Consider the following 14,293-nt stretch of genomic DNA (forward strand, 5'->3'; position numbering starts at 1 on the left):
TTTTCAAAACTCGAGGCAGATGGGAGAGCCGGGACAGAATAAAAAAAGTCCTTGCAAACAACGTTTGCAAGGACTACATGTGGGCCCGACGGGATTCGAACCTGTGACCTCTCGCGTGTGAGGCGAGCGCTCTAAACCGCTGAGCTACGGGCCCTCGTCATAGGAAGAAAGCGGGCGGAACGATACGGCAGGCGGCGGCGAAAGTCAAGGCGCTCCATTGCTTCTTTGCATAATGGACATGGCCTGTGCGGTATCGGGATGGTCGGGGTAGTTCATGAAGCCGCCGGGCCGGGCGTAAGCCGGGAGCGGCGTCGCCGGGCCGGAAAGGGCCAGGCGAACCTGAGCATCTCGGGCCCACCACAAAGGCGTCATCGTGCGGGGACGGGCCGCAAGCGTGGTGTTGTGTGCCGGAAAGAGGGTGGCTTCGGCGGTATTCCGGGGGTGGGGGGCTTCGGAGAGGAGGGTGGCTCCGGCCAGCATGCCGACGATGAGCATGACGATCATGGCGGAGGCCCACGTCGCATAAACGCCGAGGCGTTCGGCCATGCGGGGCAGCGCCGGGTGGTGGGCGCTGCCCATCTCGCAGGCGAGGCGGCTGCGCAGGCGGCTCTGGAAGCCGAGAGGCGCGCGGCACGCCCCATAGCGACAAAGCATCTGCCGCGCCCGGGACAGGCGTTGAACGTGCTCCCAGAGTTGCGCGTTGGCGCGGAGGTACTCTTCGAACGCCATTCGGGCGGCGGGGTCCATCGTGCCGTCTACGTACTCACAGAGGAACTCGTCCAGCCAGGCGTATGCTCCGTCCTCTTTTTCGGCGTGGTATCTTTGAGACATAGGCAAGATGATTACGATTCATCACGCAGGCGCATCCTTTCCCACATATGCCCGGAGGCATTCCAGGATCCCGGGAAAAACAAAAAAAGGCCGGCAGCGTCTGGGCCGCCGGCCTTGGGAAGGCTGGAGTCAGGTTGACAAAAGGTGTTATTCTTCCGCAGGCGCGTAGATGTCCTTGAGCAGGGCCTGGAGCTTGGTGCGGCCCCGGTTGATGCGGCTCTTGACCGTGCCCATGGGCAGGCCCGTGATTTCCGCAATCTCCTCATAGGCCAGTTGCTGCACGTCGCGCAGGACGACGACCTCGCGGAACTCCTCCGGAATCTGCTTGAGCGCTTCCTGGATGTAGTGATCCTGGATGGTGCTCTCGGTGTGCTTGTCCGGCGCAAAGGTTTCGTCGGGAATTTCGACCTCGTACTCCTCATCGTCGCGGTTCACCGACTGCAGGGAGTAAAGACGGCGCCGTTTGCGCTTGCGATACTCCGAGCGGGCCAGGTTGCCGGCGATGGTATAGAGCCAGGTCGAGTACTTCGCGATGCGGCGATACGAGTGACGGTTGCGATAGACCCGCAGGAACGTTTCCTGCAGCAGATCCTCGCATTCCTTCATATCCCCGAGGAAGCGATAAATATAGTTCGTCAGCGGATCCTTGTACCGGCTCACGAGAATGTCGAAGGCTTCGACGGTGCCCGCCTGAAACTGCGACATCAGATCTTCGTCGCTCATCTGGGCAAGGGTCTCGTAGTGCCGGTTATTCGGATTGCTCTGCCCCGTCTGGCCCGTCGCCGAGCTTTTCAGGGTGAGCGTCTTTTTGCCGATCTTCTTGGGCTTGAGTGTATTCGTCATATGTCTTCCTGCTTTCCAGGTAAAGAGTGCAGGCACCCTTTCTTATTCCGGTTCATCGTGTCAGCCGGGGGCGTCTGTGTCGGATCCGGTCCGGCGGACGAGCCGCCGCATCATCAGATCAAGCACCAGACGCTCGTTTCGGCTGCCTCCTCCCTTGAGTTCGTAGTCCGCCGCCAGGAGGGTGGCAAAGGCCCGTTCAAGCGCGCCCGGGCCGTAGCGCTTTAGACTGAAAAGGTACTCTTTTATAAAGTAAGGAGAAACCCCGATACGCGCGGCCATCGCCTTGTCGCTCATGCCGCGGGTCTGGCATACTGTCAGTTTCCACAGTTTCGTGAAGTAGGCTGTCAGTACGGAAACGATCATGAGACCTTCTCCTCTACTGTTAGAAGCTTGTCGCAACAATCGTTCCGTTATGCGCATGGCGTCGGGGTAGCGCCCTTCGCCGATGGCGCGCTGGAGCTCGAACACGTTGTGCTCCCGTGTCTGCCCCGTTGCGGCGATCACGTCTTCGCCGGTGAGGGTCTCGCGACCTCCGGCGAACGTGATCAATTTCTCGATCTCGCTGTCGGCTGCGCGCAGGTCCGCGCCCACGTATTCGGCCAGCATCTGTGCGGCGCGCGGCTCGATGCGATGCCCCTTGGCGCGCACCTGCCGGTCGATCCACCCGGGCATCTGTTTCTCGTAGAGCGGCTTGAACTCGGCCCAGGCCGCATGCGCCCGAAGCGCCCGGTACGGGTGCGCCGAGAGGTTCGGCTTGCCGCCGCAGACGAGGAGGACCACCGCCGAAGGGTTGGGGTGCTCGGCATAGGCTTTGAAACGGCGGTTGTCCTTGAGCTTCTCGAAGTCGCGGATGACCACCACCCGGCGCTCGGCCATCATCGGGAAACCGGCGCACAACGACAGCGCGGAGGCGGCGTCGGTTTCGGCGCCGTAAACGAGGTCGAAGTTGAAGTCGCGCTCATGAGGGGCCAGCGCATGCTCGATCAGAAGCTTCTGCAACGTGTCGATCAGAAACCGCTCTTCTCCATAGAGGAAGTAGAGCGGTTTGAAGTTGCGGTGCCGGAAAGCAGTCTCCAGAGCTTCGTATGTCAGACCGGCTTGCGCCATAGCGAGCGTATCGTCGAAACGGAAAGTTCTTTTAAGTTAAGGCATCCGGGCGTCATTCCTATGTCACGACCGTTGCTTTTTTGTCCAAAGACGGTTGGAGCCGGATCCCGAGGATCGGTCCCGCCCCACACTAACGTTAACGATGCGCGCGCCTTTTTCGTATGGAAAAATGGAAAAGAACAGTGCCTGCGTTCTTTTCGCCGCCTTTCCCGTGCGTCGGGAGCGGGCGGCGGAAGTTACGGAGGCGAATCACTTCGGCAGATCGCTCGCGCGCGCCGTCAGGTGACTCTCATGCAGCCGGTAGCCGATGGCGCGAAGGCTGTCGGCGTCGTGTTGAATGACGGCGTGCACGTACGTGTACACGTCCTGCGGCACGCCGCCGACGCTTCCCGTGCGCGCCCACTGTTCCGGCGTCAGGGTGCGGAGAAACGCCGTCAGCGCCGCGCGCGCGGCCTGCACACGTTCGAGGAGCGCGCCGATCTCGGCCTCGTTCCAGGCTTCGGACGTCATCAGCGCCTGCCGGTCCGGAGCCTCGAGCGCCGGCGTGTCTTCCGCTATGATCCGCCGCAGTTGAGGCAGGTGCACCGAGGCGTCGGCGGCGGCCAGCGCGCCGTACTGCTCCTTGATGGACCATTCCCCTTCGTACGGGCGTCCTTCGAGCGCCCAGTCCGGGATCCGAGAGAGGAGGGCCTTCTGCGCCTCCAACTCATCGATCAGGTAGGCAAGCTGATCGAGTTGCGCCGCGCGCAACGTGTCTCGATCCGTTCCCATAGGCTTTTCGTCCGGGCGTGGACCCTCAGGCGGAAGGAGCGGCGGTCTCCGCTTCGAGCGCTTCCACGTCGTGCGCGGCAAGCCATTTCAAAAAACTGCGGTTCCGGAGGCTGTGCGTGTTGTTGACGGGCTGGAACTCCCAGTGCTGCCCGGGTTGCCGGTTGCGCTGCGCCTCCAGATAATCCAGCCGGTCCCGGAGGCGTTCGGCGGGCATCAACAGGCGTTCCAGCCCGAAGATGGCCTCGTCGCGACTCTGGAACGTCAGGTCGTATTCCTTCGACATGACGATGGCTTCCTCCGGGCACACCTCCTCGCAAAAACCGCAGTAGATGCACCGGAGCATATTGATCTCGAACCACTCCGGCTCGCGCTCCTTCGGCCCGTCGATCTCGTGCGACTGCATGGAGATGGCCATCGGGGGACAGGCGCGGGCGCACAGGTTGCACGAGACGCACCGCGGGCGCCCGTCCTCTTCCACCAGCACCGGACGCCCCCGGTAGTTGTCCGGTGGATACCACTGCTCTTCCGGATACTGAAACGTGTACATCGGCTCTTTCGTCATCTTGCGAAACGAATAGCCGAGTCCCTTCAAGGCTTCCGGGAGGTAGATCCGCTCCCAGAAGTTGAACTTCCGCTCGTTGGGTTTGCCGGTGTTGGCGGGAATTCCGGGCATATGCGCGATTCGGTTGAATGACTCAAGCAGACCTCAAGATAATGCTTTTCCGGCGTCCATGGGCGACGGCGGATGATAAGACCTGTTGAAAAATGTGGTATTTTCAAAAATTCTTGAAAACGGGAAGAAGTCCGTTTTGTGCCGGAAAAAAGAGACGGGATCGGTGGGGTCGTCTCGCGTCGTCCCGGAAAGGAGACGCGGGTGTCAACCTTCGTTGGCAGGATTATTTGCGTTTGAAAACGATGGTTAACGGGACGCCGGTGAAGCCGAATGCGGCGCGGAGCTGGTTTTCGAGATAGCGCCGGTAGGGCTCCCGGATGCCCTGGGGATAGTTGCAGAAGAAGCTGAACACCGGCGGATCGACGCGGACCTGGGTGGCATATTTGATCTTGACGTACTGGTTGCGATACGTCGGCGGGTGGTGGCGGGCGATGGCGGTCTGGATCACCTCGTTGAGCTCGCTCGTGGGGATGCGCCGCTTGCGCTCCTGCGCCACTGCGAGGACCGTGTCGAGCAGTTTGAAGATGCGCTGTTTGGTGACGGCCGAGATGGTGATGACGGGGACGTAGTCGAGCGTTTTGAGCCGCTCGTGCACCAGCTTCTCGAACTGCCGCGCCGTGTGCGTGTCCTTCTCGATGAGATCCCATTTGTTGATGGCGACGACGAGGCCTTTCTTCATCTGTTCGGCCTCCCGCAGCACGCGGATGTCCTGGGCCTCGAGGCCCTGTGTGGCGTCGAGCAGGAGCACGGCGACGTCGCAGCTCTGGATGGCGCGTTCGGTGCGGAGGTGCGCGTAAAACTCGACGTTCTCCCGGATGCGCTTGCGCTTGCGCAACCCCGCCGTATCGACGAGGACGATCTCTTCCCCCTGATATTTAAAGGCGGCGTCGACGGCATCGCGCGTGGTGCCGCCGATCTCGGTGACGATGGACCGGTCGCGCCCGAGCAGCGCGTTCGTCAGCGACGACTTGCCGACGTTGGGCCGCCCGATGAGCGCGATGCGGACGCGGTCGTCGTCTTCCTCGACCTTTTCCTCCGGCGGAAGGGCCGTCACGACGGCGTCGAGCAGGTCGCCGGTGCCGGAGCCGTTGATGGAGCTGACGGGGTAGACCTCGCCGAGGCCGAGTTGGTAGAAGGCGGCGGCTTCCCAGCGCCTCCGGTCGTTGTCGGCCTTGTTGGCGAGCACGAGGACGGGCTTGTCGGATTTGCGGAGGAGCGCGGCCATCTCCTCATCGAGGTCGGTGACGCCCGTGGTCACGTCGACGACGAAGAGGATGAGGTCGGCTTCTTCGAGGGCGATGTGAACCTGCTCGCGGATGGCCGCCTCGAAACGGTCCGCCGAGCGCGACACGAAGCCGCCGGTGTCGACCACCTCGAAGGTGCGGCCGTTCCACACGGCTTCTCCGTACACGCGGTCGCGCGTCACGCCGGGTTCGTCGTGCACGATGGCGTGGCGGGACTCGGTGAGCCGGTTGAAGAAGGTGGATTTGCCGACGTTGGGCCGGCCTACGATAGCGACAAGCGACATACCGGAGGAGTTTGCGTTCGTCGCACGGCGTCGCCGTACGTGCGTCCGAGGATGGGCGTCAAAAATGCCCGACCGAACCACGCAGAGGTCGGGTCAGGCACGCGAACGGGCGAATTTCGCCCGCCCTTCGTTCACGCCGGCGCGCGCGCATTTGATCCGCACACAGGCGCAAATGCATCCAATATTCCCCGTCAGAGCCGTTCTTTGTGCTCGATGTACAGCGCGCGGAAGAGCATGTAGGCGGTTTCGGCGGTCTCGGTGGTGAACCAGTAGTTGACGCCCGCGCCGACGGCCGCGCCTGCGATGGGGATGGTCTGCGCGAGCTTGCGCCCGAGGAGGTTCTTGGCGATCTCGCGGGGGAACTGCCGGGTCTGGTCGCGGAAAGTGCCGCTGACCCGGCCCTTGTACGCCAGTTCGTTCGCCACGGCGGCAGCGGCGACGCTCACCTCGCGGAGGGCGGCGTTTTTGGCTTCCTTCCCGCCCGAGGCGGCGACGTTGAAGATGGAGAGCACGAGCGGTCGGTATTCGGGGCCGTGCATCGGAAAGCCGTAGATCGCGCCGATCTGCTGGATGAGCCGGAGGTTGATGGTGAAGAGCAACGGAATGTCGGCGGCAATGAAAGCGATGCCGCCCAGCCCCGCGCCGCCGCCCTCGACGGCGGCCATGACGGCGTGTTGCGAGAAGAGGCCGCGCGCCAGCGGGTCGAGCGTTTCGAGCGCGGCCTCTCGCAGGTCTTCGATGCGCTCGACGTCGAGACCCTCCATACGCGCCTTCTCGAGCAAGCCGGCGGCGTCATAGGTCCACGTGGAGGCATCGTTGAGCATCGAAAGGAGCTGCTCGACGGCGGCGCCGGCCTGATCTTCGAGGTCCGGGGAGACGATCTGCCGCACGACCCAGTCCACGGGCTGCATGGCCCAGTTGACGGCCTGCATCACGAAGGACGAGTCCCGGTGCTGCCAGTTTTCGATTTCGCGTTGAACGTCGCGTTCGTAGGGGGTAAGGCGCATGGTAATCCGTGTCGGGGCGCGGGCTTCGCCGGATGCGCCGCAAACCCGGGGCACGAGAGGTGCGAAACGCCGTCGCCTAATGCATGAGCTGGTATTTCTTGAGCAGCCGGTACATGGTGGCCCGGCCAATGCCGAGCTCGACCGCCGCGCGGTCCACGTTGCCCTCGCAGAGGCGATACGCCCGCTCGACGGCTTGCTGCTTCAATTCTTCGAGCGAGACGATGTCGGCGCTGTCGTTCCCGAGGACGATCCCGGAAACGGCATGCCGGGTCTCGCCGTCGCCACCGTGTGTACTATCGGGAGCGGGTCGAGGTTGCGCCGGCGCAAAGCTGCGCTCGGCCGCTTCGGCAAGGGTCATCCGCTCACTCCACGGAGAGATGACGTTGCCGCTGTTGAGCATCAGGTCGGCAGCGCTGAGGTCGTCGCCGTCGGAGAGAAGGATCGCGCGCTCGACGGCGCTTTTGAGCTCGCGCACGTTGCCCGGCCACGAATGGTCGAGCAGGGCCCGGCGCGCTTCCGGCGAGAGCCGCTTGCCCTTGAACTCGGGATGCGCCTTGGCATATTCCCGGAGGAAATAGTTTGCCAGAAGGAGAATGTCTTGCCCCCGCGTGCGCAACGGCGGCAACGGAATGGGGAACTGGAAAAGCCGGTAATACAGGTCCTCGCGGAACTTGCCGTCGCGGATCATCTGCACGATGTCCCGGTTGGTGGCCGAGATGACGCGGGCGTCGAAGTCGATGGTCTCGTTGCCGCCCACGCGCTGAAGCTCACCCTCCTGAAGCGCCCGGAGCAGCTTGGCCTGCAGGTCGAGGTCGAGCTCGCCAATCTCGTCGAGGAAGATGGTGCCGCCGTGCGCGCGCTCGAACTTGCCGATCTTTCGGGCATGCGCGCCGGTGAACGAGCCCTTCTCGTGCCCGAAGAACTCACTCTCCATCAACTCGCGCGGGATGGCCGCGCAGTTGACCACCACGAAGGGCCCTTTCTTGCGGGACGAGCCGTAGTGAATGGCTCTGGCGACGAGCTCCTTGCCGGTGCCGCTCTCGCCCTGAATGGCCACGGTGATGTCGCCCCGGAGCGTCTTCTCGATCAGCTTGTAGACCCTCCGCATCGGCGCGCTCTCCCCGATCATGCCGCCCATGCCGTATCGCCGCGTAACCTCGCTGCGGAGCGTGTCGAGCTCCCGCTTCATCGAAACCTTTTCGAGCACGTTGCGCACCACCTGGTCGAGCTTGACGAGGTCGTCCTGCCCTTTGGTGATGTAGTCGTACGCGCCGAGCTTCATCGCCTCCACCGCCGTGTCGATCACCCCCTGCGCGGAGACCATGACCACGTGCACGTCCGGATGCTGTGCCCGGACGCGGCGCAACACCTCGATGCCGTCGAGCCCCGGCATCATGATGTCGAGGAGCATGAGGTCGGGCCGGTCTCCGGGGAGATGCCGGAGCACTTCCTCGCCGCTGTCGAAGACCTTGACCGAATAGTCGGGGTTTTTATCCAGCCGATAGCTCAACATGCGGGCGTAGTGCCGGTCGTCATCGACGACGAAGATCCGGTGTTTCATGAGGCTCCGTTCGGGTTTTTAGGGGGGGAGAGGGGCGCGCCTGCGAAAGCGCCGCGGAATCAGCGAGGACGTCGCCGGTATAGTCGTCTCAGAATGGGATCGACCGTAAACGGGGATTCTTAAGGCGGGGAAGGGCAGCCGGGCGAGGCGCGCGAAGGCGGCAACGTTGACCTTCACGGCGTTTCTCGTGATATTAATGGGGACGGCTCTGCGGAAAAATCCCACCGATCCACGGAAGACGATGAACACACGGCCCTTCGGCGGCGGGCGCGCCCCGCTCCGATCCTCACGATGGATGCCCCTCGTTCTTGCGGCCATGCTCGCGGCAGGTTGTGCAGGCGGAAGCGCCGACCCCGCCGAAGAGGCGGCTTTTCGCGCGGACCTCGCCGCCTTCCGGGAGGCTCGCCTCGACGACCTCACACAGCCCGATGGATGGCTCACGCTCGTGGGCTTGCACTGGCTCCACGAGGGCGCGAACTCCTTCGGAAGCGATCCCTCGAACGACGTCGTCTTTCCCGAGAAGGCGCCCGCGCACCTCGGCGTCTTTTTCGTGGCCGACACCACCGTGCGCGTGCGCATCGCGCCGGGCGTGGAGGCGCTTCACGACGGCGCGCCCGTGACGGAGACCGCCCTCGCCACCGACGCCGAGCCGGAGCCGACCGTCCTCACGCACGGCACGCTCTCATGGCACGTCATCCGCCGGGGCGACCGCCTCGGCATCCGCGTCAAGGACCGCGAGAGTCCCACGCGCACCGCCTTCCACGGCATCGAGACCTTCCCCCCCGACCGCGCGTGGCGCGTGCCGGGGCGCTTCGAAGCATACGACCCGCCGAAGCTCATCCCCATTGCCGACGTGACGGGGCGCATCTTCGACGAACCCTCGCCCGGCGCGCTCGTCTTCGAGAAAGACGGCCGCACGCGCCGCCTCGACGTCATCCGCGACGGCGACGAGCCGAAATACTTCGTCCTCTTCGCCGACGAGACGAACGGGCGAGAGACCTACGGAGGCGGGCGCTATCTGAAGGTGGACGAACCCGCTCCCGGCGACGACCGCGTGGTGATCGATTTCAACCGGGCGTACAACCCGCCGTGCGCCTTCACGCCGTATGCCACGTGCCCGCTCCCCCCGCGCGAGAACCATCTCGCGCTCCGCGTCGAAGCCGGAGAGAAGGCGTACGCGAAGCATTGATGCGTTGAACGTTGGGGCGTTTGAACGTTCAAAGGCGCGAACGCCCGCGTCACATCGAGATGGAGCCTTTGCGGAAGTCGGTGCGGCCGATGAGGGCGTTGACGAGCACGGGGCGTCCGGCGGCGGCCGCCGTGCGCGCGTCGGCGAGGGTGGCGGCGATGGCGTCCTCGCGGTCGAGGCGGTAGCCCTGCGCGCCGAAGCCCGCCGCGACGCGGTGGTAGTCGGTGGGCGCGAGCACCGTGCCCACGTCGTCCTTGAGCACCTCCACCTGTTCGCGAGCGATCTGGCTCCACCCGGCGTCGTTGCCCACGAGCGCGAGCACGGGCAGGTCGTGGCGGACGAACGTGTCGAACTCGGCGAGGCTGTAGCCGAGCGCGCCGTCGCCGAAGAGGACCCACACTTCGGCGTCCGGGCGGCAGAGCTTTGCGCCGAGGGCGAAGCCCGCGCCGACGCCGAGCGTGCCGAAGGCGCCGGGGTCGAGCCACGTGAGCGGACCGGGCGGGCGGGTGATGTACGAGGCCGTCGCCACGAAGTCGCCGCCGTCGCCGATGAGGAGGGCGCGCTCGTCGAGGGTGTCTTCGAGCGTCATGCACAGGCGGAGCGGGTTGATGCGCCCGGTCGGATGGGCGGCCTGCTCGCGGATCTCGGCGTCGCGGGCGTCGTCGCGGGCGCGGAGGGCCTCGCGCCACACGCGCCACCGGTCGGCCTCGGGAAAATGTGCGGCGAGGCGACGGAGGAAAAGGCCGGGATCGCCGAGGACGCCGAGGTTCGGGCGGCGGTTCTTGTTGAGGTCGGTGCGGCTCCGGTTGGCCGAGGCGAGGAAAGCGCTCCGGCGAATGTGGTTGCCGTAGTCGAGGCGGAAGTCGCACGGCGCCCCCGCGAGGAGGACGAAGTCGGCCTCTTTGAGGGCCATACGGCGTTTGTGGCGCATGTGGAGGGGGTGGCGTTTGCCGAGGAGCCCGCGCGCCATGCCGGAGAGATAGACCGGCGCGCCGATCCGTTCGAGCGCCGCCGCCACGGCCTTCACCTCGGGGACGTCGAGCGTGGCCTGGCTGCCGACGATGAGCACGGGACGCTCGGCCTTCCGGAGCGCCGCCGCGACCTTCGCGACCTTGCCCTCGTCCGGCGCGGGCGGCGTCACGACCACGGGCGCGGGCGGCGGCGTCTTCTCACTGCCGGCAAAGAGCCGGTCGGCGTGCCATTTCAGGTAGGCGTTGAGCGCCTTCCCCGAGAGCGAGCCGCTGCTCTTCGAGGCGCCGTACCACCCGCGCACGAGCGCCTCGTCATAGAGCAGGTCCACCGGGCACTCGACGAACACCGGGCCGGGCACGCCCTCCTGTGCCTTGCGGAAAGCCGTCTCCACGGCGGGCGCGAGGTCCCGCACCCGCGTCACCGCCTTCGACCATTTCACGATGGAGGTGAAGAGGGCCATCTGGTCGATGTCCTGAAGCGCGCCCCGTCCCTTGAGGGCCGTCGGGGCGGCCCCGCCGAGGAGCACCACCGGCGATTGCGCCATCTGCGCGTTCTTCACCGCCGTGATGGTGTTCGTCACGCCCGGCCCGGCGGTGACGGCGGCCACGCCGGGGGCGCCGGTGAGGCGAGCCACGGCGTCGGCGGCGAAGACGGCCGTCGCCTCGTGCCGCGTGTCCACGACGCGGATGCCGCGCGCCCTGGCCGCCACGAGGATGGGGGAGATGTGGCCGCCGCACAGGGTGAAAAGGAACGGCACGCCCTGCGCCTTGAGCACTTCCGCAATACGGTCGCCGCCGTGCATGATCGTCTCCGGGATTTGTGAGGGGAACATTCGCCCGGTCAAGATACGCCGCGCGCGCTTCGGATGGGACCGCCCACGCGGGCGAAATGGCCCGTCAGAACGTGAGCCGCACGCCGAGCGTCGAGGAATGCTTGCCGAAGGACATCACGGGGGCGACGCGCACCCGGCGCTGCCTCCGGGCGAAAGCTTTGTCCACGGAATAAGCGATGGCGCTCGTGAAAAACGGCATCCCCACGAGGTACGTGAGACCGAGAGAAGCCGCCGTCCGGTCGTGGAACTGCGCCGTGAGCGCGATGGCCCCGATGAAGGCGAGATGCCCCCCGAGCGCGTAAAGAAAAATACGCCTTCTCTCGTGGCCCGCCAGCGTGACTCCCACGATGCCGCCGAGTATATGGCCGGACAAGATAAAGGGAACGACGTACAGCCCCCAAAAAGAGTCATTCCGAATTTCTTCTCTGTAGATGCGTGTGCCGACCAACGTCCCCGCCAAGCCCCCGCCCAACGACCCGAGAAAAGAGAAGGTGAAGTATTTGCCGTAGTTCACGAAAAGGGAATCCTGCGCTTCGGCGGGGCGTGAAGGGAATCTGCAGCCTGGGCGTGCGAGGCGTACGGAAGCACGAAAAGCAGGGCGACGATTATCCACTTCATGACTGCGGAGAGGAGCGTTGGGGGGAAATTATGAGGCCGCATCGCGGAGCGCGTATGGATTATATGCATTACAGACGCGGGAAAGGCCGGGAAAGCAACTTCGCGGAACACGGAATGCCGGGTGTGCGGCGGGACGGGGAGGCTTGCGGCGTCGTATCTTGGCGCGTTCGATGACCCTCTCACCGCACGTCCGTCTTCATGAAACGCATCCTCTGGACGCTCCTTCTCCTTTTCGTGCTCGTCGCCGGGCTGATGTGGCTGACGGCCCGCGAGACCCTGCCTCCGGGGCTCGCGGACGCCGCCGCGAAGCACGACGTTCGCATCCTCCGCGACGCCTGGGGCGTGCCGCACATCTTTGGAAAGACCGACGCCGACGCCGCGTACGGGCTGGCGTATGCCCATGCCGAGGACGACTTCGCCACCCTTCAGGGCGCGCTCCTGGCCGCCCGCGGACGGCTCGCGGAGGTCTACGGGGCGGAGGCCGCGCCGAACGACTACATGGTGCGCCTCCTCCGCGTGTGGGACGTCGTCGCCGACGGCTATCCCCGGCTCGACTCGACGACGCGCGCCCTCTGCCAGGCCTATGCCGACGGCCTCAACCACTACGCCGCCCTTCATCCGGACGCCGCGTTGCCGGCGCTTTACCCCGTCACGGGCCGGGACGTCGTGGCCGGTTTCGTGCACAAGCTTCCGCTCTTCTTCGGCATCGACCGGGTCCTCCGCGCACTCTTCGACGACGCGCGCGCACGCGACGTCTCGCCCCGGTCCGAAGCCGCGGCGTGGACCCGTTTCTCGGAACGCAACCTCGGCTCGAACGCTTTCGCCGTGGCGCCCTCGCGGACGACGGACGGAAGCACCTTCCTCGCCGTGAACTCGCATCAGCCGTGGACGGGGCCGGTGGCGTGGTACGAGGCGCACCTCCATAGCGAGGAGGGATGGGACGTGGTCGGAGCCACCTTCCCCGGCGCGCCCCTCATCCTCCACGGCCACAACCCGGACCTGGGGTGGGCGCACACCGTCAACACTCCCGACCTCATCGACGTGTACGTCCTCGACGTCGATCCCGACAACCCGGACCGGTATCGTTTCGACGGGGAATGGCGAACGCTGGAGAAGCGCGAGGCGCCGATCCGGGTGAAGCTGTGGGGGCCGTTCTCATGGACGTTCAAACGGGAGGCGCTGTGGTCCGTCTACGGGCCGGTCGTGCGGCGTCCGCACGGGGTCTATGCGCTTCGCTTCGCCGGTTTCGGAGAGGTCGGGCAGGTGGAGCAGTGGTATCGGATGAACAGGGCCCGCACCTTCGAGGCGTGGCGGCAGGCGATGGCGGCCCGCGCCGTGCCCATGTTCAACACGGTCTATGCCGACCGTCACGGCCGCATTTTTTACGTGTACAATGCCCGCCTTCCGATGCGTTCGGAGAACTACGACTGGCGCGCCTACCTCCCCGGCGACACCTCCGAGACGCTGTGGACCGAGACGCTGCCGTTCGACGCTTTGCCGCAGGTCCTCGACCCGGCCTCGGGGTTTGTGCAGAGCACGAACAGCTCGCCCTTTCGCGCCACCCTCGGCACGGACAACCCCGACCCCGGCGCGTTTTCGCACACCTTCGGCATCGAGACGGACAAGATGACGAACCGGGGGCTCCGAGCGCTCGCGCTCTTCGGGGCCGACGACGCGATCACGTGGAATGACTTCACGGCGTATAAATACGATGTGACGTACGCGCCCGAGTCCCGGGTGGCGCGGATGCGAGGGCAGCTTCTTCAGGCTCCCGCTCCGCCGGACACGCTCACCCGCCGGGCCCTCGCCGAACTCCGCGCGTGGGACCTCCGCGCCGACTCCGCCAACACGCGGACTGCGCTGGCGGTCCTCACCTTTCAGCCGTTCATCGAGGCTTATGGAACCACGGTCCCGGTGGACACGCTCATGCGCCGCTTGCGGTGGGCGGCCGGGCATCTGCGGACCCATTTCGGCACGCTCACGCCGCCGTGGAAGGACGTCAACCGGCTCCGGCGGGGCGACGTCGACCTGGGGCTCGGCGGCGCCCCCGACGTGCTCCATGCCGTCAACGGCGCGCTTCAGCCGGACGGGCGGTTGGCCGGCATGGCGGGGGACTCGTACATCCTCCTCGCGGCCTGGGACGCCGAGGGGCGGGTTCGCTCGGAGAGCATCCATCAGTTCGGAAGCGCCACCCTCGACGCCGCGTCCCCGCATTATGCCGATCAGGCGCGGCTCTTCGTCAGGAACGCGCGCAAACCCGTGTGGCGGGACGAAGCGGAGATCCGCGCCCACCTCGAACGCGCCTATCGGCCGGGAGAAGAGCGGCCGCCCGGATAAGCTGACCGGGAGCGTCCGAAGATC

12 protein-coding genes and 1 tRNA gene are annotated in these 14,293 nt (G+C 65.6%); 2 read left to right on the plus strand and 11 right to left on the minus strand.

Annotation, left to right across the window (positions count from 1 at the left end; all coding sequences use genetic code 11):
- Positions 1-80: 80 nt before the first annotated feature.
- The 9 genes from AC1HIY_RS03795 to AC1HIY_RS03835 all read right to left on the minus strand — a co-directional run bounded on the left by AC1HIY_RS03795 (position 81) and on the right by AC1HIY_RS03835 (position 8,321).
- Positions 81-154: transfer RNA gene (locus tag AC1HIY_RS03795), tRNA-Val, on the minus strand.
- A 50-nt stretch (positions 155-204) separates the two neighbouring features.
- Positions 205-831, minus strand: coding sequence for an anti-sigma factor family protein (locus AC1HIY_RS03800; RefSeq protein ID WP_479575380.1), 627 nt, complete (start codon positions 829-831; stop codon positions 205-207).
- A 147-nt stretch (positions 832-978) separates the two neighbouring features.
- The gene (locus AC1HIY_RS03805; RefSeq protein ID WP_479575406.1) at positions 979-1,554 is read right to left on the minus strand and encodes an RNA polymerase sigma factor; all 576 of its coding nucleotides are present in this window, start codon (positions 1,552-1,554) and stop codon (positions 979-981) included.
- A gap of 180 nt (positions 1,555-1,734) precedes the next feature.
- The gene (gene holA, locus AC1HIY_RS03810) at positions 1,735-2,781 is read right to left on the minus strand and encodes a DNA polymerase III subunit delta (protein WP_479575381.1); all 1,047 of its coding nucleotides are present in this window, start codon (positions 2,779-2,781) and stop codon (positions 1,735-1,737) included.
- A gap of 249 nt (positions 2,782-3,030) precedes the next feature.
- The gene (locus AC1HIY_RS03815; RefSeq protein WP_479575382.1) at positions 3,031-3,552 is read right to left on the minus strand and encodes a DinB family protein; all 522 of its coding nucleotides are present in this window, start codon (positions 3,550-3,552) and stop codon (positions 3,031-3,033) included.
- A gap of 25 nt (positions 3,553-3,577) precedes the next feature.
- Positions 3,578-4,225 (minus strand): NuoI/complex I 23 kDa subunit family protein, encoded by a 648-nt coding sequence (locus AC1HIY_RS03820; protein ID WP_479575383.1) that lies wholly within the window; start codon positions 4,223-4,225, stop codon positions 3,578-3,580.
- Between the two features lie 223 nt (positions 4,226-4,448).
- Entirely contained in the window at positions 4,449-5,753 is a 1,305-nt protein-coding gene (der, locus tag AC1HIY_RS03825; RefSeq protein WP_479575384.1) for a ribosome biogenesis GTPase Der, read from the minus strand.
- Positions 5,754-5,944: 191 nt separating this feature from the next.
- Positions 5,945-6,760, minus strand: a complete 816-nt coding sequence (locus tag AC1HIY_RS03830) for an EcsC family protein (protein WP_479575385.1) — start codon at positions 6,758-6,760, stop codon at positions 5,945-5,947.
- A gap of 76 nt (positions 6,761-6,836) precedes the next feature.
- Entirely contained in the window at positions 6,837-8,321 is a 1,485-nt protein-coding gene (locus tag AC1HIY_RS03835) for a sigma-54-dependent transcriptional regulator (RefSeq protein ID WP_479575386.1), read from the minus strand.
- A gap of 241 nt (positions 8,322-8,562) precedes the next feature.
- On the opposite strand from AC1HIY_RS03835, the gene AC1HIY_RS03840 reads away from it, so the two are divergent.
- On the plus strand, positions 8,563-9,510 hold the full coding sequence (locus AC1HIY_RS03840) for a DUF1684 domain-containing protein (protein ID WP_479575387.1): 948 nt from the start codon (positions 8,563-8,565) through the stop codon (positions 9,508-9,510).
- Positions 9,511-9,559: 49 nt separating this feature from the next.
- Here the strand turns inward: AC1HIY_RS03840 and AC1HIY_RS03845 are convergent, their stop codons facing one another.
- Together AC1HIY_RS03845 and AC1HIY_RS03850 are read right to left on the minus strand one after the other, a co-directional pair.
- Positions 9,560-11,284 (minus strand): thiamine pyrophosphate-binding protein, encoded by a 1,725-nt coding sequence (locus tag AC1HIY_RS03845; protein ID WP_479575407.1) that lies wholly within the window; start codon positions 11,282-11,284, stop codon positions 9,560-9,562.
- Positions 11,285-11,378: 94 nt separating this feature from the next.
- Positions 11,379-11,687, minus strand: coding sequence for a hypothetical protein (locus AC1HIY_RS03850; RefSeq protein ID WP_479575388.1), 309 nt, complete (start codon positions 11,685-11,687; stop codon positions 11,379-11,381).
- Between the two features lie 443 nt (positions 11,688-12,130).
- Between AC1HIY_RS03850 and AC1HIY_RS03855 the strand changes: the two genes are divergently transcribed.
- The gene (locus tag AC1HIY_RS03855) at positions 12,131-14,269 is read left to right on the plus strand and encodes an acylase (protein ID WP_479575389.1); all 2,139 of its coding nucleotides are present in this window, start codon (positions 12,131-12,133) and stop codon (positions 14,267-14,269) included.
- The last annotated feature ends 24 nt before the right edge of the window (positions 14,270-14,293 follow it).

The organism is Rhodocaloribacter sp. (genome assembly GCF_056451265.1).

Bases quoted from the DNA above. Each gene is read 5' to 3' on its own strand.
- AC1HIY_RS03845 (WP_479575407.1), bottom strand. From the start codon at position 11,284: ATGCACGGCGGCGACCGTATTGCGGAAGTGCTCAAGGCGCAGGGCGTG.
- AC1HIY_RS03805 (WP_479575406.1), bottom strand. From the start codon at position 1,554: ATGAGCGACGAAGATCTGATGTCGCAGTTTCAGGCGGGCACCGTCGAA.
- AC1HIY_RS03840 (WP_479575387.1), top strand. From the start codon at position 8,563: ATGAACACACGGCCCTTCGGCGGCGGGCGCGCCCCGCTCCGATCCTCA.
- AC1HIY_RS03835 (WP_479575386.1), bottom strand. From the start codon at position 8,321: ATGAAACACCGGATCTTCGTCGTCGATGACGACCGGCACTACGCCCGC.
- AC1HIY_RS03830 (WP_479575385.1), bottom strand. From the start codon at position 6,760: ATGCGCCTTACCCCCTACGAACGCGACGTTCAACGCGAAATCGAAAAC.
- AC1HIY_RS03815 (WP_479575382.1), bottom strand. From the start codon at position 3,552: ATGGGAACGGATCGAGACACGTTGCGCGCGGCGCAACTCGATCAGCTT.
- AC1HIY_RS03800 (WP_479575380.1), bottom strand. From the start codon at position 831: ATGTCTCAAAGATACCACGCCGAAAAAGAGGACGGAGCATACGCCTGG.
- der (WP_479575384.1), bottom strand. From the start codon at position 5,753: ATGTCGCTTGTCGCTATCGTAGGCCGGCCCAACGTCGGCAAATCCACC.
- AC1HIY_RS03855 (WP_479575389.1), top strand. From the start codon at position 12,131: ATGAAACGCATCCTCTGGACGCTCCTTCTCCTTTTCGTGCTCGTCGCC.
- AC1HIY_RS03820 (WP_479575383.1), bottom strand. From the start codon at position 4,225: ATGCCCGGAATTCCCGCCAACACCGGCAAACCCAACGAGCGGAAGTTC.
- holA (WP_479575381.1), bottom strand. From the start codon at position 2,781: ATGGCGCAAGCCGGTCTGACATACGAAGCTCTGGAGACTGCTTTCCGG.